We start from the raw sequence: 21,160 nt of genomic DNA, 5'->3' as shown, positions 1-21,160 counted from the left end.
CATGACGAAAATCTGGAACCGCGACGGCTTTGTGGAAAACGACCCCTGGGTCATCGAAACCGAAGAGGTGAAAGCGACCGGCGAGCAAAAGCCGCTGTTGCCGCTTGCCGACTTTCTGGTCCGTGCCGCCGAAAGCAACGATATCGGTCTCGGTGTTCTGATTGCACCGGCTGACGATGTCACGCGACTTGAGCCCTATCTCGATCGTATCGAAATTGTGGCGGTGAGTTTCCCGGCCTTCAACGATGGCCGTGGTTTCAGCCACGCTTCGTTGCTGCGCAACCGGCTCGGTTTTGCGGGCGAGGTGAGGGCAGTCGGCGACGTGCTGATCGACCAGGTGCCGCTGATGCTGCGCACCGGCTTTACCAGCTTTGCGGTGACGAACGGCACGGCGATCCGCCGCCTCTCCGAAAATCGCCTGCCGGAAATCCCGGTTTATTACCAGCCGACGGCCCGGCCGGCAGCGGGCGGCGAGGCCTATAGCTGGCGTCGGCGTGCGTCTGTGTGACACGTTGTGCGGAAATATGATTTTTTGATACATATTTCCTGAGCACATAGCAGTTGTGATATTCTCATGCCTTCAAACCGCGGCAAAAATGGTATAATTGCCCGATTGGAGAATGCCGCTTATCGAATAAGAATGGACGGAACCTGAAATGAACGCGCCAGCCAAGACGGAAGATTTCGCGATCAAGATACCTGATGGTGTTTACGCCGAGACGGTTTTATCTGTGGAGCACTATACGGATCATCTGTTCCGTTTCCGCATGACACGTCCGGCCGGTTTCCGTTTCCGTTCTGGTGAGTTCGCCATGATCGGCCTGATGGTCGGAGAAAAGCCGATCTACCGTGCCTATTCCATCGCCAGCCCGGCCTGGGATGAGGAACTGGAATTCTTCTCGATCAAGGTTCCCGACGGCCCGCTGACCTCGCATCTTCAGGCGATCAAGCCCGGCGATACCGTGCTGATGCGCAAGAAGCCGACAGGCACGCTGGTTCTGGATGCGCTGACGCCCGGCAGACGGCTCTACATGTTCTCGACCGGCACCGGCATTGCGCCTTTCGCAAGCCTGATCCGTGACCCGGAGACCTATGAGAAGTTCGAAGAAGTCATCCTCACCCATACCTGCCGCGATGTGGCCGAGCTGAAATACGGCTTCGATCTGGTCGAGGAAATCAGGAACCACGAGTTCCTGAACGAGATCGTTGGCGACAAGCTCAAGCACTATGCAACGGTGACCCGTGAGGATTATCCCTTCAAGGGCCGCATCACCACGCTGATCGAAAACGGTAAGCTGTTTGCCGATCTCGGCGTTCCGGCGCTTGATCCGGAAATTGATCGCGGCATGATCTGCGGTTCCTCGGCCATGCTGAAGGACACCAAGGAATTGCTTGAAAAGGCCGGCCTGAACGAAGGCGCCAACAACAAGCCCGCCGAATTCGTGATCGAGCGCGCTTTCGTCGGCTGACGGCGCGTTTCCCATGCGAATACATTGAAACAGGAGGCCCGCAAGGCCTCCTTTTTTGTTTTAAGGCGTTGACGAGGCCGGAACGGCAAATCGTCCGACTGGAACATCCGGAGGCGATGGCGCGTTAGCGCTCACAGGAAACCGAACCGGCGAAAACGTCCAATGGAAAAAACAGAAAGAATACGTACCACCATCATTGCTCTTGCGGCGAGCCTTTTCACCGCGCTGCCCGCAGCCGCCGATGAAAGCGCCTTTCTGTCATCACTCGAGGGCACATGGACGGGAAAGGGCACGGTGATCACCCGCATCGGCGCGCCAGCCATCAACGTCAATTGTACGCTGAATTCCGACGCGCGGCAGACAGCGTTGCGCATGTCTGGCACCTGCCGCGGGCTTCTGGTGGTAAAGCGGGCGATTGCCGCCGATCTCGCCGCCAGCGGCGCGCGTTACAGCGGCACCTACACAGGCCCTTCCGGCCGTCCTTCGGCACTGGCGGGCAATCGCCGGGGAAATGCGATCAATCTGACCGTTCGTTGGAACCGCGATATCAACGGTGACCGTGTCGCCGCCATGACGATCGAGAAGGTCGGCAATAACGGCCTGCGGCTACGCACCACCGATAAAGACGGCAAGACCGGAAAGACGGTGGTGACGAGCGATATCCAGCTGGTACGCTGATGATCTTCGGCTGATCGAGACGCGTGGATGAGTGCCCGGCTTCTCAACTGAAGTCGAGCAACAGCGGGCAGTGATCCGAAACCTCCGGCTGCCTCACAACGTCGAAGTGCACGATCTTCACAGCAGGATTGACCAGCATGTAATCCGCATAGCGGTTTTGCTTGGTGTAATGCGAAGTCCGCGTGTCGGTAAAGCCGCGCGTCGTAACCAACTCCGTGAGATCAAGTTCTCTCAGAACGGCAAAAGTCTCGCTGTCAGGCAAAACATTGAAATCGCCGCAGACGATGATCCGGTCACCAGCCTCCGCGATGTTTCTAACGAGCTGGACGAGGCGGTTCGCCTGTGCCAGACGCGCAGGACTATCGTGTTTACCCTCAAGATGCCGCAGCCCATGCATGTGGGCGATGACGGTGGGCTGGCCTGTTGTGAAATCAAAAATACGAACGGCATGGGCAGTCCGCGATCTCGGGTGATCCCCATATCCATCGGCTGAAAAAGCACCGTGCACGAAACCCTGAGCCTGCGCGACAATGGCAAAGGATTTGCGAACGAAGGTGGCGAGCCCAAATTGGGAAGGATAGCGCATTTCTCCGTGCCAGAGATCGCCCTGCGCCGCCGGGCAGAAGACCGCCAGATGATCGGGAAGGGCGTCGGCGACATCCCGCAGGAAATTCGCCCTTTGCGGCAGATCGACGCCGTGATCGCGATAGACCAGCGTGTCCTGCGTGGCACCCGGCGTATGTACCACTTCCTGCAGACACAAGATATCGGGATCAGATGAAGAGAGATAGGGAACAAGCTCGTCATGGAGCTTTCCACCCCAGCCGTTCAGACATATCAGACGCATTCACACTCCATCGCCGCAGGATTGCATGATCCGGTTTAGCATGGAACCACTGGCGATCAATCATATCCTGCCATTTCAGGGTGTAGAGGTGTCGTCGCCCGAATGACAAAGGCCCGGATATTTCCGGGCCTTTGATGCAGGTTCAAGCCGAATGCTTCATTCGGCCATTGTGTCATGCAGCACTAATTACATCTTCGGCAACAACACCTTGTCGATGACATGAATGACGCCATTGGATTGCTTGACGTCGGCGATGGTGACATGAGCAACCGTACCATTCTCATCCGTCAATGTGATTTTGCCCATGCTTTCCTTGGCCTTGAGCACACAGCCGCCGACGGTCTTCACGTCATGCTCACCCTTGTCGTCCTTGATCATCTTTTCGATGGCGGGTGACAATGCATTGGCGGCAACCACGTGGCAGGTCAGCACTTTGACCAGCTTCTCCTTGTTCTCCGGCTTCAGAAGATCGTCAACCGCACCCTTCGGAAGGGCCGCGAAAGCTTCGTTGGTTGGCGCGAACACCGTGAACGGGCCTTTGCCTTGCAGTGTTTCGACAAGCCCGGCGGCCTTCACCGCTGCGACAAGCGTCGTATGGTCTTTCGAGTTCATCGCATTTTCAACGATGTTCTTGTCCTCGAACATTGCGGCGCCGCCAACTTTAGGGTTCGCGGCATAAGCGGAAACCATGCCGATGGAAAGAGCTGCGGCCAGCGTCAGGGCGCGAACAGAAACATTGTACATCGTTATTCCTCCTTGGTGACATCCAAACCCCGAAAGGTGGTCCTTCCAGAGGCCGCTATCGGTCATCCGTAGCGATAAAAGAGACGGAGGCCGGCCTCTCGAAGTTTCGAGATGAGCCGCGAAAAATGATAAATAATTGATTTTAAAAATGATTATCTGTGCGCCGTCATAAAAAAAGCCCGGAGCAATCCGGGCTTTTGTCTTCAGCGAAACGAAATTTACTCCGCCGCTTCGGCATAATCCTCCATCGGCGGGCAGGTGCAGATGAGGTTGCGGTCACCATAGACATTGTCGATGCGGTTGACGGGCGACCAGTATTTGTCGATGCGGAATGCGCCTGGCGGGAAGCAGCCCTTTTCGCGGCTGTAGGGACGATCCCATTCGCCGACGAGGTCTTCCACCGTGTGCGGTGCGTTCTTCAGCGGATTGTTGACCTTGTCCGCACGGCCTTCTTCGATATCGCGGGCTTCCTCGCGGATCGCCAGCATGGCATCGCAGAAACGGTCGATTTCCGCCTTCGTCTCGGATTCCGTCGGCTCGATCATCAGCGTGCCGGCCACCGGCCAGCTCATGGTCGGCGCGTGGAAACCGCAATCGACGAGGCGCTTTGCCACATCGTCCACCGTCACGCCGCAGCTATCCGCCAAGGGTCTGGTGTCGATGATGCACTCATGCGCAACGCGTCCGGTTTCGGACTTGTAGAGCACGTCGTAAGCGCCCTTCAGCCGCTCGGCGATATAGTTGGCGTTGAGGATTGCCACCTTGGTCGCCTGCGTCAGCCCTTCACCGCCCATCATCAGGCAATAGCTCCAGGAGATCGGCAGGATCGACGGCGAGCCGAAAGGAGCAGCCGAAACCGCACCTTCACGACCATCGGTCGTCGGATGGCCGGGGAGGTAGGGAGCCAGATGCGCCTTGACGCCGATCGGTCCCATGCCCGGGCCACCACCGCCATGCGGAATGCAGAAGGTCTTGTGCAGATTGAGATGCGAAACGTCAGAGCCGATATCGCCGGGACGGGCAAGGCCGACCATGGCGTTCATGTTGGCGCCGTCGAGATAGACCTGTCCACCATGCTTGTGGGTGATCTCGCAGATCTCGCGAACCGTCTCCTCGAACACGCCGTGGGTGGACGGATAGGTGATCATGCAGCACGAGAGGTTTTCCGCATACTGCTCTGCTTTTGCACGGAAATCATCGATATCGATGTCCCCGTTGTCCCGCACCTTCACCGGCACCACTTTCATGCCGACCATCTGCGCGGAGGCAGGGTTGGTGCCATGCGCGGAGGTTGGAATGAGGCAGACGTCGCGATGTGTGCCGCCATTGGCGAGGTGATAGTTACGGATGGTGAGAAGCCCGGCATATTCCCCCTGCGCGCCGGAATTCGGCTGCATGGAGAAGGCGTCGTAACCGGTGACCGAGCAAAGCTTTTCGGAGAGATCGTCGATCATCTCCTTGTAACCCAGCGCCTGATTGGCCGGCACGAAGGGATGGATGTCGGAAAATTCCGGCCAGGTGATCGGCAGCATTTCCGCGGTTGCGTTCAGTTTCATGGTGCAGGAACCGAGCGGGATCATCGAGCGGTCGAGCGCCAGATCGCGGTCCGAAAGACGGCGGATGTAACGGGTCATCTCGCTTTCGGCACGGTTCATGTGGAAGATCGGATGCGTCATATACTGGCTGGTGCGCAGCAGCTCCTTCGGCAGACGATAGTCCGGCTCGAAATCCGAGATCGAGAAATTGCCGCCGAAAGCACGCCAGACGGCCTCAAGCGTTGCCGGGCGGGTACGCTCGTCAAGGCTCATGCCGATCCTGGTGGCGCCAACCTTGCGCAGGTTTACACCTTCCGCCACGGCCGAGCGCAGGATGACGCCCTGCATATGGCCGACTTCGACGGTGATCGTGTCGAAGAAGGTTTCCGGTTCGATGGTGTAGCCGAGCTTTTCCAGCCCCTTGGCCATCAGCACGGCCTTCTGGTGGGTCTGCTGGGCAATCGCCTTGATGCCTTGCGGGCCATGGAAGACGCCATACATCGACGCCATGACGGCAAGCAGCACCTGCGCGGTGCAGATGTTCGACGTCGCCTTTTCGCGGCGGATATGCTGCTCGCGGGTCTGCAGCGACAGGCGATAGGCGCGGTTGCCGCGCGCATCGACGGAAACGCCGACCAGGCGGCCGGGCATGGAGCGCTTATGGGCGTCCTTGACGGCCATGTAAGCCGCGTGCGGACCACCATAACCGACCGGAACGCCGAAACGCTGCGATGTGCCGATGGCGATGTCTGCGCCCATTTCGCCGGGAGATTTCAAGAGCGTCAGCGCCAGAAGATCGGCGGCGACGGCGGCAATCGCGCCGGTCTGGTGCAGGCGGGAAATCAGGCCGGAGAAATCGCTGACATGGCCGTGGGTGCCGGGATACTGGAAGATCGCGCCAAACACGTCGACAGGATCGAGATCGGTGAAGGGATTGCCGACGATCACCTTCCAGCCGAGCGGGGCCGCACGGGTTTCGATCAGCGCGATGGTCTGCGGATGGCAATTGGCGTCCACGAAGAAGGCGGTCGCCTTGGACTTGGCGACGCGCTGGCACATGGCCATGGCTTCGGCGGCGGCCGTCGCTTCATCGAGCAGCGATGCGTTGGCGACGTCGAGGCCGGTCAGATCGCAGACCATGGTCTGGTAGTTCAGCAGCGCCTCAAGACGGCCCTGGCTGATTTCCGGCTGGTAGGGCGTATAGGCCGTATACCAGGCCGGGTTTTCCAGAATATTGCGCTGGATGACCGGCGGCGTGATGGTGCCGTAGTAGCCCTGGCCGATCAGCGAGGTCAGGACCTGGTTCTTGTTGGCCGTCTCGCGAAGACGATCCAGCGCCTCGCGTTCGGTCAGCGCCGCACCCCAGGTGAGCGGCACCTTCTGGCGGATGGAGGAGGGAACGGTGGCGTCGATGAGGGCGTCAAGGCTCTTATAGCCAACGACCTTCAACATCTCTGCCATTTCCGACGGCGACGGCCCGATGTGACGCCGGTTGGCGAAATCATAAGGCTGATAGTCGGTGAAATGGAATTCCGTGGGCGTCGTCATTACGCGATCAGCTCCTTGTAGGCTGCTTCGTCGAGCAGCGTATCGGCATCCGCCACGTTGGAAAGCTTCAGCTTGAAGAACCAGCCGGCACCCTGCGGGTCGGAATTGACCAGCGAGGGATCGTCAACGATCGACTGGTTGATTTCGACCACTTCGCCATCCAGCGGACAATAGACGTCTGAGGCAGCCTTGACGGATTCAACGGTCGCTGCATCGCCATCCTTGGCGAAGGTTGCGCCCACTTCCGGCAATTCGACGAAAACGAGATCGCCAAGTTGTTCAGCGGCGTGACTGGTGATGCCAACGGTGGCGATATCGCCTTCGAACTTCAGCCATTCGTGTTCTGCGGTAAATTTCAGCATCGTGTTCTCTCCGGAGATAGGATGAAATTATCGTTTATAGGTGGGCTTGATGAAGGGCAGGGCAGCGACGGTGACGGGCAGGTATTTGCCGCGCACTTCCGCGAAAATCGCCGTGCCGGGTGTCGCGTAGGACACGGGCAAATACCCCATGGCGACAGGGCCTTCGACCGAAGGGCCGAAACCGCCAGAGGTCACTTCGCCGATTTCCGTCTTGCCTTCAGCATCCGCAAAAAGCTTCGAATGGCCGCGCACCGGCGCCTTGCCTTCGGGCTTCAGGCCGACGCGGCGGCGTGAAGTACCATCCTTGAGTTCGCCCAGAATACGCTCCGCTCCCGGAAAACCGCCTTCGCGATCACCACCGGCGCGGCGTGCCTTCTGGATTGCCCATTCAAGCGAAGCTTCGATGGGGGAGGTCGTGGTGTCGATGTCGTTGCCATAAAGACAAAGGCCGGCTTCGAGACGCAGGCTGTCGCGCGCGCCAAGCCCGATGGCTTCGCAATCGGGATGTTCGAGCAGGGCCTTGGCGATCTCTTCCGCCTTCTCGGCCGGCACGGAGATTTCAAAACCGTCTTCGCCGGAATAACCGGAACGGGAGACGATGCAGGGCACGTCATGCAGCGGCACTTCCTGCACATCCATGAACTTCATTTCGGACACGCCGGCCCACAGTTCCGCCAGCACCTCTTCGGCGCGTGGTCCCTGCAACGCGATCAGCGCGCGGTCGTCGAGAAGGGTGATCTCGCAGGCGTCGGAAAGATGCGCCTTCATATGGGCGACATCGGCATCCTTGCAGGCAGCGTTGACGACGACGAAAAGATGGTCGCCGCGATTGGTGATCATCAGGTCATCGAGGATGTGGCCGTTGTCGTCGGTGAAGAAGCCATAACGCTGACGGCCTTCCTTCAGGCCGAGAATATCGACCGGCACCAGCGTCTCAAGCGCACGTGCGGCATCGGCATTGTCTCCGGACTTTGCCTTCAGGATCACCTGGCCCATATGGGACACGTCGAACAGACCGGCGGAGGTGCGGGTCTGAAGATGTTCCTTCAGCACACCGGCCGGATATTGCACCGGCATGTCGTAACCGGCAAACGGCACCATGCGGGCGCCGAGCGAAACATGCAGGGAATGAAGCGGCGTGGTTTTAAGCTCGGCGGTATCGTCCAAGGACGCCTCCAGGGTTGCGCGAGATATCGCGCGGGCTCAGGTCATGGCGCAAAACGCACCGGTTCAAGAGCCCCCTCTGTCCTTGTCGCCTGAGATTGTTATCCCTTCGGCGAGCCGTCCTTTGAAAAGGTGGCTTCTCTCCAGAGTTCCGTCGTCACCGCTGGTCCTTTTGCCTGAGAGTTTCCGGGGCGGTTGCTCCTTCGGCACCGCAGTTAAGCGGCTTCTCCCAACGATGATGCGACGCTCATTATCTTCGAAGCCCCGCTGTTGGCAAGGACCAAATGACGCATCTGAACAGATTCTTGCTCCATCTGCGCCATCGGCAGCGCAAGATTCGGTCAATGGTCGGAGCGTCAGACGATACTAATCGGATTTTTTCTCCGGCAAGCCCTTGCGTTTCGTTGATGCAAAATCCTCAAGTTCCTTTTCTGTCATGGACTTCTCCATGCTTTTTGAAGCGCCTTGTAAACTGGATTTCTTGATGTCGCCGCGTTTGGCAGCGAGTGCTGCACCCGCCGCTTTCTGCTGGGCTTTCGATTTGGCTGGCATGTCTGCCTCCCTTTGAAACGATGGTTCCAGCAGGGAAATGCCGCCTTGCGACGATTGTTCCCTTGCGAGACGTCAAGCATGCGGCAAAATTCCCCTTTGAAATCGGCAGGAAAGCGGGATATCGCATGAGGTCATGGATGCAAATCGAAACCGACGACTGACAGGGATGGAGAGAGTGCTTCGCATTTTCTGCGCAGCCTTGATGTTGTCACTCGGTTTTGCCCACAAGCCCGTGCTGGCCGCAGCGCCGACGGTCTCTCTGGACGAGAGCTACCGGCTGCCGGACGGCACCTTTGCTGAAATCTGCCTTGGCCACGGCGACGGCGTCAACGTCTCCCATGGCAAGGACGATCCGGCCCATTCCGGCGACGCCATGCTGTTTTGCGAGGCCTGCCTGCTGGCCTCGTCCATTCTTCTGCCGATACCCGATACGGAAGGCTGGCTGAGGAGCGAATTCTCCTGGCTCGACAATCGCCTGACCGCAGAGTGGGGCTTTCGCTCTGTCCTGACGATCCAGAAACCCGCAGCGCGGGGGCCTCCATCCCTGTCCGTCTGATTTTTCGTTTACCGGATTATCGCCGCCTGCTGGCGGCACGGAGCGACTGCCAGGACCCTTATGGGATGATGCAGTCAAAGGGACAAGAAACATGAAGACCACCAAAATCATCACCTGCACGCTGTTTGTTGCGTCGGTTTCGACCGCGCAGGCATTTGCCCACGCCACTTTCGTTGACGGCTCGGCCGAACAGGAAAGCACCGTCGTTGCCGCGCTGCAGGTGCCGCACGGTTGCGACGGCGGCCTTGCCACGACAGAAGTGCAGATCAAGCTGCCGGAGGGCTTCATTTCCGCCAAGCCGCAGCCCAAGGCCGGCTGGGAGCTGGAAGTCATCAAGGGTGACTACCAGAAGGCCTACAAGAACCACGGCAAGGAAATTAAAAGCGGTCCGGTCGAAATCCGCTGGAAGGGTGGCAATCTGCCGGATGAATTTTACGACACCTTCGCCGTACAGGGCAAAATCTCCGGCATCGAAGCCGGACAGGATCTGCCCTTCAAGGTGACGCAGCTTTGCGGCGACAAGGGCAAGGTTTCCTGGGATGAGGTGGCGGCCGCCGGTGTCGATCCGCATTCGCTGAAAAGTCCCGCCCCAACCATTCGCGTTGCCGCAAAGGCGGTCCATGCTGCCGGCGGCCATGATCATGCGGCCATGAATATGGGCATGGACATGGATGTCGTGAAGGCAGGCAGCCTTGAGGTTTCCGGCGGTGCGACCAAGGCCATGCTGCCGGGCCAGCCGGTTGGCGGCGGTTACGTGACGATCAAGAATGCCGGTACCAGCGACGACAAGTTGATCGGCGTCGAATCCTCGGCTTCCGGCCGTGCCGAAATCCACGAGATGGCGATGGTCAACGACGTCATGAAGATGCGCAAGCTGGATGACGGCATCGTCATTCCCGCCGGTCAGACGGTGGAACTGAAGCCCGGCGGCCTGCACATGATGTTCTTCGACGTGAAGAAGCCCTTTGCCGAAGGCGACAAGGTGCCTGTGACGTTGATCTTCGAAAAGGCCGGGAAAGTCGAAATCATGCTTTCCGCTGGCTCGGCCAAAGGCAACGGTGGCGGCCACCAGCATAATTGACCAATAAAGAGCGGCTACCGGAACGCGTGACAGGTCCGGTAGCCGCAAGCTTTTTTATTATTATCTCTTGTTTTCAGCGCCGTGGCGGAAAAGGCGTGATGGTCATCGCCTCCGTGATTTTTCCGGCATTCGGTTGAAAATATTTAGAAAATCAACCTGACACCAGCCTGAATGCCGTAGGCCCGCCTATATTAAGAAATAAAATTAAAATATTCATGTATCAGTCTGATTTAAATTACTAATTTCTTATCAGCTTTTCGCGTTGTTTTCCTCATAGGCTTCCACAGCCTGTTCGAGCGTCGCCTGCGGTTCGTGGCGCTGGCTGGCAGCGGTCAGGAAATAGAGCGTGAGCGCCGGCGGCTTGATGGCCGTCATCAGGGCTCGGAGCTGGAAGTCGTCGCTGTTCTCGGCCTTGCGTGCCAAGGCGTGAATCTCTTCTTCGACCTCGGTTCTGCGCGGCACGCGCTGTGGGGGCTTCACTGCCTCCAGCGCGTAGGCTGCCGTATTCGCAGAAACGGAAAGAACCTGTGTCATCCAACCTCCGGCCATCTTCGCGACCCTTGAAAACTGGAGGTTATCACCCGCGTCTTGTTGGAAGGCTAAATCGCGGGGGTGCAATTTAATCGTATTTTAACGGACGAAAGCACTCGGCAATGGGGTTTCGCGCCCTGACGTGATGGTCTAGAAATGCGTCGGACAACCCGGTCCGGTACTTTCCCCGGAGACAATCCCCCATGGTGAATATCGCTCTTGTCGCCGCAGGCGGCGCAATTGGTTCCGTTTTTCGTTATCTGGTCGGCGTCTGGAGCGTTCGGCTGGCGGGGTTGAATTTCCCTTGGGGAACGCTGGCGGTCAATGTGGTCGGATCGTTCCTGATCGGTCTTCTGGTCGAACTGGTGGCGCGGCGTCTGAACGCCTCGATGGAAATGCGCCTGTTTCTCGTCACCGGCGTGCTGGGCGGCTTCACGACATTTTCGTCCTTCTCGCTTGATGCGGTCGCACTTTTCGAACGCGGTGCACTTGGCCTTTCGGCCGTTTACGTGCTTGCCAGCCTTGTGGTTTCCATCGCTGCGGTTTTTGCCGGGCTGGCCTTGGGCCGCAGTTTGTTCTAAAGGCTTGATCCAAACGGTGCGCCGACGAACAGAGCGCGCGATCAAGACAGAAAGACTGGAAATTTCATGGCAGGTATCGAGCATATCAAGGTCGAGGCCGACGAGGCCGGTATGCGCCTCGATCGCTGGTTCAAGATTCACTATCCGGGGCTGGGTTTCGGGCAGTTGCAGAAGCTGCTGCGCTCCGGGCAGGTGCGTGTGGATGGTGGCCGGGTGAAAACGGACGCGCGTGTGCAGCCGGGACAGTTGGTGCGTGTGCCACCGGTTGATTCCGACCTCAAGGTCAAAAGCGGCCCGATCGGATCGAGGGACCTTAAACATTCGGAAGACAGCGAGCTTCTGGCGCGCATGCTCTTGCATGAGGACGACAAGGTTTTCGTGTTCAACAAGCCGGCCGGCATTGCCGTGCAGGGCGGTTCCGGCGTCAATCGTCATATTGACGGGCTTCTGGAGGCTTGGACCAGCCCGAAGGGCGAAAAGCCGCGTCTGGTGCACCGTCTGGACCGCGACACTTCAGGCGTGCTGGTGGTTGCCCGCACAAGGGGCGCGGCGCAGAAGCTGACAGCGGCTTTCAGAGAACGCGACACGAAGAAGACCTATTGGGCGCTGGTGCGCGGCGTTCCGCGCAAACATCAGGACAAGATTTCCACCTGGCTCGTCAAAGAGCAGACCCCAGACGGCGATCGAATGCGCATTGCCAAACATGGCGAGGAGGGGGCCGATCACGCCGTTTCCTATTATCGCGTCATCGATACCGCCGCGCAGAACCTCGCCTGGCTGGAAATGGAGCCCTATACCGGCCGCACCCACCAGCTGCGCGTCCATGCCCTGCATATCGGCCACCCGATCATCGGCGATCCGAAATATTATATCGAAGATCCCAACTGGGATTTCCCCGGCGGCGTCCAGAAGCGTCTGCACCTGCACGCACGCCACATCGACATTCCGCACCCGAATGGCGGCCGGCTTCGGGTGAGCGCGCCTTTGTCGCCGCACATGGTGCAGACCTGGAACCTGCTCGGTCTCGACGTGGCCGATGGCGACAGGGAAGGCTGATATCAGATGAAGCTCGTTCTTTTCGATTGCGACGGCACGCTGGTGGATAGCGCCGGTCTCATCCATGCCGTGATGGCCGATACATTCGCCGATTTCGGAAAGCCGCGTCCGGATATCTCGCAGACCAAGGCGATCATCGGCCTGACGCTCGATATCGCCATCGCCCGCATGCTCGGCAAGACGCATGTGGATGACGAGGCGCTGGCGATGACGCAGCGCTACAGGGAAATCTATCATCCGATCCGGGCGCGCCCGGGCATGATCGAACCGCTTTTCGACGGCATCGCGCCGCTGATCGACACGCTTTCGAAACGGGATGATGTGATGATCGGTGCCGTCACCGGCAAGGGTCGGCGCGGGCTGACCCACATTCTCGAGACCCACGGTTTTGCCGATCACTTCATCGTTTCGCGCACGGCGGATGATTGCCCCTCCAAGCCGCATCCGGCGATGGTGATGGAATGCTGCCATGAAACCGGCATGGTTCCGGCCGACACTGTCGTCATCGGCGATGCGATCTATGACATGCAGATGGCCAAGGCGGCGGGCGCAAAAGCCATCGGTGTCGCCTGGGGTTACGCCTCGGTCGACGATCTCTGGAAGGCCGGCGCCGATGCCGTCGTCAGCCACCCGCGTGAAATCCCGGCCTATGTTCCGGCCGATATTTGAACAACCCTTCTACCTGACTGATGAGGACGTGCCATGCGTGATCTCCTGAACGACCTTACGGAGGGTCTGAGCCACCCCGACCCGATCCTGCGTGCGCAAATCCAGATGCAGAAGCCTTTGCCGAAGCGGTTCTACAAGGATGTGACCGTCGCTGATCTGGAGGAGGGCGGTTTCACCATTCATCTCGATGGCAAGCCGCTGCGCACGCCCGCCAAGAAACCGCTGATCGTTCCGACGAAGGCGCTCGCAGACCTGCTTCGCGACGAATGGGATGCACAGAAGGAAGTGGTGAACCCGGTAGTCATGCCGGTGTCGCGACATGTGAACACCGCCATTGATGGTATCGCCAACGACACCCAGGCGGTTTTCGAAGACATCCTGCGTTTCTCCTCCTCCGATCTCCTGTGCTACCGCGCCGGTGATCCGGAAGCGCTGGTTGCGCGGCAGACCGACCATTGGGACCCGGTGCTCGACTGGGCGACCAATGTGCTCGGCGCACGCTTCATCCTCGTTGAAGGCGTCATGCATCGCGACCAGCCGCGGGAAGCCATAGCTGCCTTCGCGGTAACGCTCCGGAAATACGATACGCCGATAGCACTTGCCGCTCTTCACACCATGACGTCGCTGACCGGCTCCGCCATTCTGGCGCTTGCACTGGCGGAAGGCGAGCTGACGCTTGAGGAGACATGGGCGCTCGCCCATCTCGATGAGGACTGGACCGCCGAACAATGGGGTGAAGACGAGGAAGCGCTGGAACGACGCGCCATCAGGCTCATTGACATGCGCGCCGCACTCAATGTTCTGGAGTCGCTGAAGAGCGCTTCTTAACGCTTTTCTAACCCTGATGATCGAATATGCGGTTACCTCACGTTAGGGGAGCCGCCGATCATGAACACCACGTTGAAACGCCTTGGCATTGTTTTGCTGGCGTGTTTCACACTCATGTCTTTCAGGCTGGAACCGGAAGCGACCAATGCCGACCGGATGCTTTACGATGTGCGCGGCGCATTTGTTGCTGCACGACCGGATGTCGCCCCGGCGCTGATGCAGTCCATCCATGCTCAGGTGCAGAACGCGATCAGAACGACGGCGCGTGGCGAGACCAGACCACGCGTCGTGCTGACCATCCGTCTTGCATCCGTCACGCGCGCGCCGTTCCTGTTTGGCGAGCGGGCCTCAGCCAGGGTGATCGTCCGTGCCGCAGCCGTCGCGACGGGTGAGGTGATCGCCGAGGCCAAATTCACCGCCACCGTCGTCAGCTTCGACAATCAGTCGATCGAGCAGGAACTCGCTTATGGCGTCGCCGAACGGGTAATCCGCGAATTCAGGCTGAGCCGCCCCGGCCCGACGACATTGGCGACAGCTCTGTTTCCATGAACGGACGAAAGGTGAACACACGAGCCGCTCGTCTCTTTTGCTTTGGAAAGCTCTGCTCCCACAAAGTGCGTCGCGTCGCCCATAGTTTCACATACGTCACGTATCTTAGTTGAAATGCGCTGCGGACGTCACTATCTCGCATACGTAACGTATGTGAAATGGCGTTCGAAGCTTTGAATGCAATGCTTCGCCCGTCCATTGCCACTCAGCCACAAAGAGAGATGCAGGATGACCCAACGCGAAGCGATTTTCCCCGCCAACAGACACGCGCTTTATGAGGAGCATGGCTATTCCGCAGCTATTCGCTCCGGTGACCTTCTGTTCGTTTCCGGCCAGGTTGGCAGCCGTGCTGACGGAACGCCTGAACCGAACTTTGAACAGCAGGTCCGGCTGGCCTTCGAGAACCTGAAAGCCACGCTTGAGGCGGCGGGCTGCACCTTTGACGACATAGTCGACGTGACGACGTTCCACACGGACCCGGAAAACCAGTTCGGAACCATCATGACGGTCAAACAGGAGATTTTCAGCAAATCGCCTTACCCGAACTGGACTGCCGTCGGTGTCAACTGGCTCGCCGGTTTTGATTTCGAGATCAAGGTCATTGCCCGCATCCCATGATGTCAGTCCGGGCCTGAAATGGCGGCGCTCACAGGGCGCCGCCTGCCTCGTCTTCATCCTTATTTCAGCCGCTCGGCGTGCCACTTCAGATGGTCATCCATGAAGGTGGAAATGAAATAATAGGAGTGGTCATAGCGATCGTGCAGGCGCAGTTTCAGGCCGATATCCGTGCCCTTGATCGCCTCTTCGAACAGCCATGGGCGCAGACCTTTTTCAAGGAAACTATCGGCCTTGCCCTGATCGATCAGGAACTCGGGAAACCGCGCGCCATCCTCAACGAGCGAGCAGGCGTCGTATTGACGCCATGCGGCACGGTCTGCACCGAGATATTTTTCCAGCGCCGGTTCGGACCAGTCAGCGGAGGAGGGCGCCACGATCGGTGCAAAGGCGGAGCAGCTCTTGAAACGCTCGGGGTTCTTGAGCGCGATGGTCATTGCACCATGGCCGCCCATCGAATGGCCGAAGATGCCCTGACGGCTCATATCCGCGCGGAAATGCTGACCGATGAGGGCCGGCAGCTCTTCCGTTACATAGCTGTACATATGGTAGTGCTCAGACCACGGCGCCTCGGTGGCGTCGAGGTAAAAGCCGGCACCCTTGCCCATCTGCCAGTTGGTCAGCTCATCCGGCACATCATTGCCACGCGGGCTGGTGTCCGGGCAGACGATGATCAAGCCCAGTTCGGCAGCCATGCGGCGATATTCGCCCTTCTCCATGACATTGGCATGGGTGCAGGTGAGGCCGGAGAGATACCAGACAACCGGGCAGGGCTCATGGACTGCCTTCGGCGGCACATAGACTGCAAAGGTCATCTCGGATTTCAGGGTGTCGGATATATGCGAAAATACGCCCTGCATGCCGTCAAAAGCCGTATTTTGCGAAATGATGTTCATGAATCCATTCCTTTGAGAAAAGTTTTCCGGTTCAACTTGCAAGCGCGACTGCGGCATTCACCGCCGCCGCAACCAGAACCGTGTTGAAAAAGAAAGAAACGATGGAGTGCAGCAGCGTGACCTTGCGCATGGCGGTCGTGGTCACCCCCACATCCGATGTCTGCGCCGTCATGCCGATCACCACAGCGAAATAGAGGAAGTCGTAACCGCAGGGTTCCTTCGTCGCTGGAAAATCCATGCCGCCGCGATGCTGGCGCTTGCCATCCACCGTGGCCGGCCGCCAGTATAAATGCGCATAGTGCAGGGCCGTCATGGTGTGGATCGTCAACCAGCCGAAAATCACCGAGGCGAAGGCGATGAGCAGGGTCCAGACCGTCTCGCCCGTATGGTTGAGCGCCTGAAAGAGCGATACAACGGCAACCGCCACCGCAAGCAGCGTGACGGCGATGATGGCGATTGCCGGCAGATCGTCGCTATCGGCATGGGCCTTCAGATGCTGCGCCGTCAATCCCGGCAGACGAAAGGCAACCAGCGTCAGATAGGTCAGGAAAAACAGAACGGCGGCGATTTCTATGGCAAGCGACGGCGCAAAGGCCAATGCCAGACCGAGACCAAGAGCACCGGCGAAAAAAGCGAAGACGAAAGGCTGATGTCGGCGAAAGGCATTGCTTCCGGTAGTGGCGGGGCTTTTCGGTTTGGCCGTGGTCATGGGCGGCACCTTTCTGTTTGCAGCATCATTTTTTGACACGGCGGCAGAAGCGGTCAAGCGTCTCCAGAAAGGCGGAGCGGTCGCGCGGCGAAAACGCCGCATTATATCCCTTGCTCTCACCGGTTTCGCGCAGATGCGCGCCAAGATCACGCATCGCGGTGGCCATGCCGATATTGGCCGGATCAAAAACACGACCCGTCGGTCCCGTCACCAGCGCCCCCTTGGCGACACAGCGCCCGGCCAGCGGCACATCGGCGGTGATGACGATATCATTTTCGCCGGCATGTTCGGCAATCCAGTCATCAGCCGCATCGAAACCGGCCGACACGATGACGTTCTTCACCATCGGATCCCGCGAGGGGCGCAGGCCGGAATTGGCGACGAATGTCACCTCCAACCCATGCCGCTCGGCCACCTTAAGGATTTCCGGTTTCACCGGGCAGGCATCGGCATCGACATAGATTTGCGGATTTTTCGACATGGGCACTCTTCGCAGATAATTCTTGCGACGCTTTTACGGGCAAATGCAGCGATTACCAAGCCCGTCATCGCCGAAATGCCGGTTTGATAAGGGGCGCGAATGCGCTTGCGATCATGGCGAAACATCCATATGTTCCCTTTATGTTCTTTCGTTTGGGAATGTCAGATGCTGGAAAAATTCATCGTTCAGGCCAAGTCTGCCACCTATGTCGGCGGCAGCAATAAATCCGCGATTTCTACCCGAAAAGGATCGCATGATCTCACCTATCAGCAAGGCGACTGGCACTATATCGACAGCTATTTCGGCGGAACCGATTTCATCGGGCAGGAGGTGGTCTGGCATCAGGGCGTCGCGCTCTGGGCGATGAATTATTACGGCCGCATCCTGAGGCCGGATATGATCGACGCCGGGATCGCGGGCAGGGTGATCAAGCACTCCCTCTCAACGCTTTATAAGGAAGGGCGATTTCTCGGTGGCTTCACCCATCAGCTTGAGGAGCTGATCTATGTGGATACCAATGAAGGAGAATTCCGGTCTTTTACCGGGGTTGAGAGGATTTATCGCGAGGATATCGAGGTTTACCGGCTCGACTATCATGGCGGACTGATAAAGCCCTAGGGTTGACAGAGGTCGCCGCTGCGAGTGGCAAAAAAACAGAGGCGATGAAGGTTCATCGCCCCCATTGTGATTTCAAATCAGCCGGGCTGCTTCGTCTTGCGAAGATAGGGAAGAACCGTGTCGTAGGAGCCGAAACGGGCAATCGCATCTTCGTTGGAAACGGCGGCGGTGATGATGACGTCTTCGCCCTGTTTCCAGTTGGCGGGCGTCGCCACCTGGTGCCTGGACGTCAGCTGAATGGAATCGATGGCGCGAAGAATTTCCTCGAAGTTGCGGCCGGTGGTCATCGGGTAGGTGAGGACCAGCTTGATCTTCTTGTCGGGGCCGATGACGAAGACGGAGCGCACGGTGGCGTTGTCGGCCGGCGTGCGGCCTTCGGAACTGTCGCCAGCTCCGGCCGGCAGCATGTCATAGAGCTTTGCCACCTTCAGGTCCTTGTCGCCGATCAGCGGATAATCGACATTGAAACCTGTCGCGGTGCGGATGTCGTTTTTCCACTTCTCATGGCTTTCCACCGGATCGACAGAAATGCCGATGATCTTGACACCGCGCTTTTCAAATTCCGGCTGCAGGCCGCCCATTGCGCCGAGTTCCGTGGTGCAGACCGGCGTGAAATTCTTCGGATGCGAAAACAGCACCGCCCAGCCGTCGCCGATCCAGTCGTGAAAGCTCACCGGCCCATGGGTGGTCTCGGCGGTGAAATCAGGTGCTATGTCGTTGATACGCAGGCTCATCTGATAGTTTCTCCCTAATGATTTGAACTGAAATCCTGGTTGTTTTCGGCAATCCGTGTCCGGCGCCGGAGCTTAGAGTGTCTGCGCGAAATGGCCAGCCTTTTCATCGCACCACGGTAGCGCGGCCGAGCAGGCGAAGTTTGCGAAATTCCAGCGAAAGCTTGATGACACTCTTTGGCAGATATTCGGTTGTGGCCAGTCCGACAATTTTCGACAAGGATTATACGGACAAGAGAATCTGCTGAATTTGCGGCAGGATCATGCGACCTTTGGCCACGCCGTCAAAAGCGTCAGGCGGGGCGGTGCATGCCAATGACGCCTGCCGGCGGATATCCCGTCGGAGATGGTGCAGACGCTATTGCCCTAAAGGCGCGTGTGTGAGGCAGGATTATTTTTGGTAGTCGATGTACCTGTTCTGGCGTAGCATAACCAGCCGGCTCTGAAACTGACGCGAAAACTGCGCGCACGCCATCTCCAAACCCAATATTATGGGGAATACCGATGACGATCACGATTACCGCCTTTGAACGTTCACCCGATGGCGGCAAGGGCCTCGCCCGTGACATGCGCGTTCGTTGGGCGTTGGAAGAGGTGGGCCAGCCTTACGATGTTCGCCTTCTCTCCTTCAAGGCGATGAAGGAACCGGAGCATCTAGCCCTTCAGCCATTCGGGCAGATTCCGACCTATGAAGAGGATGATCTTGTCCTGTTCGAATCCGGGGGCATCATCCTCCATATCGCCGAGCGCCATGCCGGCCTGCTGCCGAAGGAGGCGGATGCGCGGGCGAGGGCGATAAGCTGGATGTTTGCCGCGCTCAGCACTATGGAGCCGCCAATCGTCGAGCACTTCGTCACGGGCTTTCTCGAAAGAGACAAAAGCTGGCATCGCGAACGCCTGCAGATCGTCGATGAACGCATTCGCAAACGGCTCGGCGAATTGTCCCGCCGCCTCGGTAATGCCGACTGGCTCGATGGTGCATTCAGCGCCGGCGATCTGTTGATGATCTCGGTCCTGCAAAGAATAACAAGCTCAGGCATTCTCGAGGAATATCCGAACCTTGCAGCCTATGTGGCGCGTGGCGAGGCACGTCCCGCCTATAAGCGCGCTTTCGCCGATCAGTTGGCTGTCTTCAAAGCTGCTCAGAACGGTTGAACGTCTCACTCCGGAGCATTGACGCGATATGCTATTCCAAGCGACCGTGGTGCAGCGATGGCTGATGAGCACGGTTCTCGCCGGGCTCGCCATTCGCATGGCCACGGAGGCGCGTCGTCAGGATCGTCCGGCTTCAGCCCGGCAATCCACAGCCGGTAAGAATATCGTCAACAAGGCCCAGTCGGCCCGAAGTTGAGATTTTGGCCAACTCAAAGAACAGGTAGATAACTCGTGATCACATAGAGTCTGACGGCGAACCTTGGCTTTCCAGGGCGCGGTAGACAGTCATCCTGGGTTAACCGGACAACCTCATCCTCCTCGATCGTGTCGACAAGGATGCCGAAGGTTGGAGAAAACGCGGATGGCCATCTCGCAGACGGTCGTGCGTCCCGGTCCGGACGGCATAGCCTGCGTGACTTCAGTCAAACAACGTGACGTCAGCAAATCCCGTATTAACTAGTTCTAAACCAATTCTTTGCGGATAAAACGATAAATGCTAATGTACCTACCAAAAATGGGGGTCTGTAGCATGTCTGTGCGTATTGCGTTCGTCGATGACCATCCAGTTCTTCTGGAGGGGCTCGTCAGTCTCTATAATGAAAAGACCGATTTTGATGTCGTTGCGATGGGGCATACGGCATTTGATGCGATCAGGATTGTTGAAGAGACGCGACCGGACGCTATCGTGCTCGACCTGAGCATGCCGGGAGATTCTTTCAAGGCGATAGGGCACTTGCTGGCGCAGTTTCCGGAAACAAAAATTGTGGTATTTACGGCTTCCAACGCGATCCAGCCTGCGGTTGAGCTTTTGGAGGCGGGCGTCTCCGGCTACGTCTTGAAGGGCAGCTCCTGCATCGAGCTTCAAGAGGCGATCAAGACTGCCTGTCGCGGCGAGTCCTATGTAACGCCGGGCTTTGCGACGAAGGTCATCATGTCGATGAAAACTGCAGAGCTTGTTCGGAAAAACGGCGTGACGCAGCAGAGACTTCATCACCGGGAAGAGCAAATCGTCGGTGGTCTTCTCAAGGGAATGACGAACCGGGAGATCGGTGAAAATCTCAAGATCAGTGAAAAGACAGTCAAGCACTACATGACGTCCATGATGCAGAAACTCAATGTGAGAAACCGCGTTGAGCTGGTGATCGCTGTTAAAAACCGCGCTGTTCCACGCGATCCCAGATTGGAAAACACTCTACAATAGATGT

The 21,160-nt window shown here is 58.2% G+C and carries 25 protein-coding genes, 1 pseudogene and 1 riboswitch; of the genes and pseudogenes, 15 read left to right on the top strand and 11 right to left on the bottom strand.

Features of this window, described 5'->3' with window-relative positions:
- Window position 1 precedes the first annotated feature (1 nt).
- The 3 genes from FCH38_RS01415 to FCH38_RS01405 all read left to right on the top strand — a co-directional run bounded on the left by FCH38_RS01415 (window position 2) and on the right by FCH38_RS01405 (window position 2,147).
- Window positions 2–508: a DUF934 domain-containing protein gene (locus FCH38_RS01415; RefSeq protein ID WP_149897640.1), complete on the top strand. Its 507-nt coding sequence runs from the start codon at window positions 2–4 to the stop codon at window positions 506–508.
- Window positions 509–656: 148 nt separating this feature from the next.
- A complete protein-coding gene (locus FCH38_RS01410; RefSeq protein WP_035217416.1) occupies window positions 657–1,469 on the top strand; it encodes a ferredoxin--NADP reductase in 813 nt (270 codons plus the stop codon).
- Window positions 1,470–1,631: 162 nt separating this feature from the next.
- On the top strand, window positions 1,632–2,147 hold the full coding sequence (locus FCH38_RS01405; protein ID WP_174372637.1) for a hypothetical protein: 516 nt from the start codon (window positions 1,632–1,634) through the stop codon (window positions 2,145–2,147).
- 43 nt (window positions 2,148–2,190) lie between these two features.
- On the opposite strand, the gene FCH38_RS01400 is transcribed toward FCH38_RS01405, so the two are convergent.
- From FCH38_RS01400 to FCH38_RS01375, 6 genes are all read right to left on the bottom strand, one after another.
- On the bottom strand, window positions 2,191–2,994 hold the full coding sequence (locus tag FCH38_RS01400) for an endonuclease/exonuclease/phosphatase family protein (protein WP_153513665.1): 804 nt from the start codon (window positions 2,992–2,994) through the stop codon (window positions 2,191–2,193).
- A gap of 186 nt (window positions 2,995–3,180) precedes the next feature.
- Window positions 3,181–3,738: a fasciclin domain-containing protein gene (locus tag FCH38_RS01395; RefSeq protein WP_046800194.1), complete on the bottom strand. Its 558-nt coding sequence runs from the start codon at window positions 3,736–3,738 to the stop codon at window positions 3,181–3,183.
- 218 nt (window positions 3,739–3,956) lie between these two features.
- Window positions 3,957–6,821, bottom strand: a complete 2,865-nt coding sequence (gcvP, locus tag FCH38_RS01390) for an aminomethyl-transferring glycine dehydrogenase (RefSeq protein ID WP_153513666.1) — start codon at window positions 6,819–6,821, stop codon at window positions 3,957–3,959.
- Complete coding sequence (gene gcvH / locus FCH38_RS01385) at window positions 6,821–7,183, bottom strand: glycine cleavage system protein GcvH (protein ID WP_174372636.1); 363 nt, start codon at window positions 7,181–7,183, stop codon at window positions 6,821–6,823. The genes gcvP and gcvH overlap by 1 nt, the downstream gene beginning before the upstream one ends.
- Before the next feature lie 27 nt (window positions 7,184–7,210).
- Window positions 7,211–8,350: a glycine cleavage system aminomethyltransferase GcvT gene (gcvT, locus tag FCH38_RS01380; RefSeq protein ID WP_174372635.1), complete on the bottom strand. Its 1,140-nt coding sequence runs from the start codon at window positions 8,348–8,350 to the stop codon at window positions 7,211–7,213.
- A gap of 151 nt (window positions 8,351–8,501) precedes the next feature.
- A riboswitch (glycine riboswitch) is annotated at window positions 8,502–8,589 on the bottom strand.
- Window positions 8,590–8,713: 124 nt separating this feature from the next.
- Complete coding sequence (locus tag FCH38_RS01375) at window positions 8,714–8,899, bottom strand: DUF3008 family protein (RefSeq protein WP_142839725.1); 186 nt, start codon at window positions 8,897–8,899, stop codon at window positions 8,714–8,716.
- 166 nt (window positions 8,900–9,065) lie between these two features.
- On the opposite strand from FCH38_RS01375, the gene FCH38_RS01370 reads away from it, so the two are divergent.
- On the top strand, window positions 9,066–9,455 hold the full coding sequence (locus tag FCH38_RS01370; protein ID WP_236776536.1) for a hypothetical protein: 390 nt from the start codon (window positions 9,066–9,068) through the stop codon (window positions 9,453–9,455).
- Between the two features lie 91 nt (window positions 9,456–9,546).
- Window positions 9,547–10,536, top strand: a complete 990-nt coding sequence (locus FCH38_RS01365; RefSeq protein ID WP_153513669.1) for a copper chaperone PCu(A)C — start codon at window positions 9,547–9,549, stop codon at window positions 10,534–10,536.
- Between the two features lie 249 nt (window positions 10,537–10,785).
- On the opposite strand, the gene FCH38_RS01360 is transcribed toward FCH38_RS01365, so the two are convergent.
- Complete coding sequence (locus FCH38_RS01360; protein ID WP_174372633.1) at window positions 10,786–11,070, bottom strand: hypothetical protein; 285 nt, start codon at window positions 11,068–11,070, stop codon at window positions 10,786–10,788.
- Between the two features lie 200 nt (window positions 11,071–11,270).
- Here FCH38_RS01360 and crcB point away from each other — a divergent pair, with 200 nt between their 5' ends.
- The 6 genes from crcB to FCH38_RS01330 all read left to right on the top strand — a co-directional run bounded on the left by crcB (window position 11,271) and on the right by FCH38_RS01330 (window position 15,368).
- The gene (gene crcB / locus FCH38_RS01355; RefSeq protein ID WP_174372632.1) at window positions 11,271–11,648 is read left to right on the top strand and encodes a fluoride efflux transporter CrcB; all 378 of its coding nucleotides are present in this window, start codon (window positions 11,271–11,273) and stop codon (window positions 11,646–11,648) included.
- A gap of 66 nt (window positions 11,649–11,714) precedes the next feature.
- Window positions 11,715–12,704 (top strand): RluA family pseudouridine synthase, encoded by a 990-nt coding sequence (locus FCH38_RS01350; protein ID WP_174372631.1) that lies wholly within the window; start codon window positions 11,715–11,717, stop codon window positions 12,702–12,704.
- A 6-nt stretch (window positions 12,705–12,710) separates the two neighbouring features.
- A complete protein-coding gene (locus FCH38_RS01345; RefSeq protein ID WP_174372630.1) occupies window positions 12,711–13,373 on the top strand; it encodes an HAD family hydrolase in 663 nt (220 codons plus the stop codon).
- 33 nt (window positions 13,374–13,406) lie between these two features.
- The gene (locus FCH38_RS01340) at window positions 13,407–14,201 is read left to right on the top strand and encodes an ATP12 family chaperone protein (protein WP_153513672.1); all 795 of its coding nucleotides are present in this window, start codon (window positions 13,407–13,409) and stop codon (window positions 14,199–14,201) included.
- Window positions 14,202–14,261: 60 nt separating this feature from the next.
- Window positions 14,262–14,750, top strand: coding sequence for a hypothetical protein (locus FCH38_RS01335; RefSeq protein ID WP_149897629.1), 489 nt, complete (start codon window positions 14,262–14,264; stop codon window positions 14,748–14,750).
- A gap of 228 nt (window positions 14,751–14,978) precedes the next feature.
- Window positions 14,979–15,368 (top strand): RidA family protein, encoded by a 390-nt coding sequence (locus FCH38_RS01330; RefSeq protein WP_149897628.1) that lies wholly within the window; start codon window positions 14,979–14,981, stop codon window positions 15,366–15,368.
- A gap of 59 nt (window positions 15,369–15,427) precedes the next feature.
- Here FCH38_RS01330 and fghA read toward each other — a convergent pair whose 3' ends face one another.
- The 3 genes from fghA to FCH38_RS01315 are packed head-to-tail and all read right to left on the bottom strand — an operon-like array spanning window position 15,428 to window position 17,451.
- The gene (gene fghA, locus FCH38_RS01325; protein WP_149897627.1) at window positions 15,428–16,261 is read right to left on the bottom strand and encodes an S-formylglutathione hydrolase; all 834 of its coding nucleotides are present in this window, start codon (window positions 16,259–16,261) and stop codon (window positions 15,428–15,430) included.
- A gap of 31 nt (window positions 16,262–16,292) precedes the next feature.
- Window positions 16,293–16,970 (bottom strand): DUF1345 domain-containing protein, encoded by a 678-nt coding sequence (locus FCH38_RS01320; protein ID WP_174372629.1) that lies wholly within the window; start codon window positions 16,968–16,970, stop codon window positions 16,293–16,295.
- Between the two features lie 25 nt (window positions 16,971–16,995).
- A complete protein-coding gene (locus FCH38_RS01315) occupies window positions 16,996–17,451 on the bottom strand; it encodes a YaiI/YqxD family protein (protein WP_174372628.1) in 456 nt (151 codons plus the stop codon).
- A gap of 165 nt (window positions 17,452–17,616) precedes the next feature.
- On the opposite strand from FCH38_RS01315, the gene FCH38_RS01310 reads away from it, so the two are divergent.
- Window positions 17,617–18,069 carry a DUF5680 domain-containing protein gene (locus FCH38_RS01310; protein ID WP_174372627.1) on the top strand — a complete coding sequence of 151 codons (453 nt, stop codon included), beginning with the start codon at window positions 17,617–17,619 and terminating at the stop codon, window positions 18,067–18,069.
- Window positions 18,070–18,146: 77 nt separating this feature from the next.
- Here the strand turns inward: FCH38_RS01310 and FCH38_RS01305 are convergent, their stop codons facing one another.
- Window positions 18,147–18,803 (bottom strand): peroxiredoxin, encoded by a 657-nt coding sequence (locus tag FCH38_RS01305; RefSeq protein ID WP_065115576.1) that lies wholly within the window; start codon window positions 18,801–18,803, stop codon window positions 18,147–18,149.
- A 501-nt stretch (window positions 18,804–19,304) separates the two neighbouring features.
- On the opposite strand from FCH38_RS01305, the gene FCH38_RS01300 reads away from it, so the two are divergent.
- From FCH38_RS01300 to FCH38_RS01290, 3 genes and pseudogenes are all read left to right on the top strand, one after another.
- On the top strand, window positions 19,305–19,955 hold the full coding sequence (locus tag FCH38_RS01300; protein WP_174372626.1) for a glutathione S-transferase family protein: 651 nt from the start codon (window positions 19,305–19,307) through the stop codon (window positions 19,953–19,955).
- Window positions 19,956–20,001: 46 nt separating this feature from the next.
- Window positions 20,002–20,073 (top strand): annotated as a pseudogene (locus FCH38_RS01295) (LysE family translocator); the annotation flags it as partial.
- Window positions 20,074–20,484: 411 nt separating this feature from the next.
- On the top strand, window positions 20,485–21,156 hold the full coding sequence (locus FCH38_RS01290) for a LuxR C-terminal-related transcriptional regulator (protein WP_174372625.1): 672 nt from the start codon (window positions 20,485–20,487) through the stop codon (window positions 21,154–21,156).
- The last annotated feature ends 4 nt before the right edge of the window (window positions 21,157–21,160 follow it).

Source organism: Agrobacterium tumefaciens (genome assembly GCF_013337285.1).
In the GTDB taxonomy this organism is placed as follows: Bacteria; Pseudomonadota; Alphaproteobacteria; order Rhizobiales; family Rhizobiaceae; genus Agrobacterium; species Agrobacterium burrii.
Note: the sequence above shows the minus strand (reverse complement) of the source record. Positions and strands in the feature narration are given on the sequence as shown.

Bases quoted from the DNA above. Each gene is read 5' to 3' on its own strand.
- FCH38_RS01415 (WP_149897640.1), top strand. From the start codon at position 2: ATGACGAAAATCTGGAACCGCGACGGCTTTGTGGAAAACGACCCCTGG.
- FCH38_RS01410 (WP_035217416.1), top strand. From the start codon at position 657: ATGAACGCGCCAGCCAAGACGGAAGATTTCGCGATCAAGATACCTGAT.
- FCH38_RS01405 (WP_174372637.1), top strand. From the start codon at position 1,632: ATGGAAAAAACAGAAAGAATACGTACCACCATCATTGCTCTTGCGGCG.
- FCH38_RS01400 (WP_153513665.1), bottom strand. From the start codon at position 2,994: ATGCGTCTGATATGTCTGAACGGCTGGGGTGGAAAGCTCCATGACGAG.
- FCH38_RS01395 (WP_046800194.1), bottom strand. From the start codon at position 3,738: ATGTACAATGTTTCTGTTCGCGCCCTGACGCTGGCCGCAGCTCTTTCC.
- gcvP (WP_153513666.1), bottom strand. From the start codon at position 6,821: ATGACGACGCCCACGGAATTCCATTTCACCGACTATCAGCCTTATGAT.
- gcvH (WP_174372636.1), bottom strand. From the start codon at position 7,183: ATGCTGAAATTTACCGCAGAACACGAATGGCTGAAGTTCGAAGGCGAT.
- FCH38_RS01375 (WP_142839725.1), bottom strand. From the start codon at position 8,899: ATGCCAGCCAAATCGAAAGCCCAGCAGAAAGCGGCGGGTGCAGCACTC.
- FCH38_RS01370 (WP_236776536.1), top strand. From the start codon at position 9,066: ATGGAGAGAGTGCTTCGCATTTTCTGCGCAGCCTTGATGTTGTCACTC.
- FCH38_RS01365 (WP_153513669.1), top strand. From the start codon at position 9,547: ATGAAGACCACCAAAATCATCACCTGCACGCTGTTTGTTGCGTCGGTT.
- FCH38_RS01360 (WP_174372633.1), bottom strand. From the start codon at position 11,070: ATGACACAGGTTCTTTCCGTTTCTGCGAATACGGCAGCCTACGCGCTG.
- crcB (WP_174372632.1), top strand. From the start codon at position 11,271: ATGGTGAATATCGCTCTTGTCGCCGCAGGCGGCGCAATTGGTTCCGTT.
- FCH38_RS01350 (WP_174372631.1), top strand. From the start codon at position 11,715: ATGGCAGGTATCGAGCATATCAAGGTCGAGGCCGACGAGGCCGGTATG.
- FCH38_RS01345 (WP_174372630.1), top strand. From the start codon at position 12,711: ATGAAGCTCGTTCTTTTCGATTGCGACGGCACGCTGGTGGATAGCGCC.
- FCH38_RS01340 (WP_153513672.1), top strand. From the start codon at position 13,407: ATGCGTGATCTCCTGAACGACCTTACGGAGGGTCTGAGCCACCCCGAC.
- FCH38_RS01335 (WP_149897629.1), top strand. From the start codon at position 14,262: ATGAACACCACGTTGAAACGCCTTGGCATTGTTTTGCTGGCGTGTTTC.
- FCH38_RS01330 (WP_149897628.1), top strand. From the start codon at position 14,979: ATGACCCAACGCGAAGCGATTTTCCCCGCCAACAGACACGCGCTTTAT.
- fghA (WP_149897627.1), bottom strand. From the start codon at position 16,261: ATGAACATCATTTCGCAAAATACGGCTTTTGACGGCATGCAGGGCGTA.
- FCH38_RS01320 (WP_174372629.1), bottom strand. From the start codon at position 16,970: ATGACCACGGCCAAACCGAAAAGCCCCGCCACTACCGGAAGCAATGCC.
- FCH38_RS01315 (WP_174372628.1), bottom strand. From the start codon at position 17,451: ATGTCGAAAAATCCGCAAATCTATGTCGATGCCGATGCCTGCCCGGTG.
- FCH38_RS01310 (WP_174372627.1), top strand. From the start codon at position 17,617: ATGCTGGAAAAATTCATCGTTCAGGCCAAGTCTGCCACCTATGTCGGC.
- FCH38_RS01305 (WP_065115576.1), bottom strand. From the start codon at position 18,803: ATGAGCCTGCGTATCAACGACATAGCACCTGATTTCACCGCCGAGACC.
- FCH38_RS01300 (WP_174372626.1), top strand. From the start codon at position 19,305: ATGACGATCACGATTACCGCCTTTGAACGTTCACCCGATGGCGGCAAG.
- FCH38_RS01290 (WP_174372625.1), top strand. From the start codon at position 20,485: ATGTCTGTGCGTATTGCGTTCGTCGATGACCATCCAGTTCTTCTGGAG.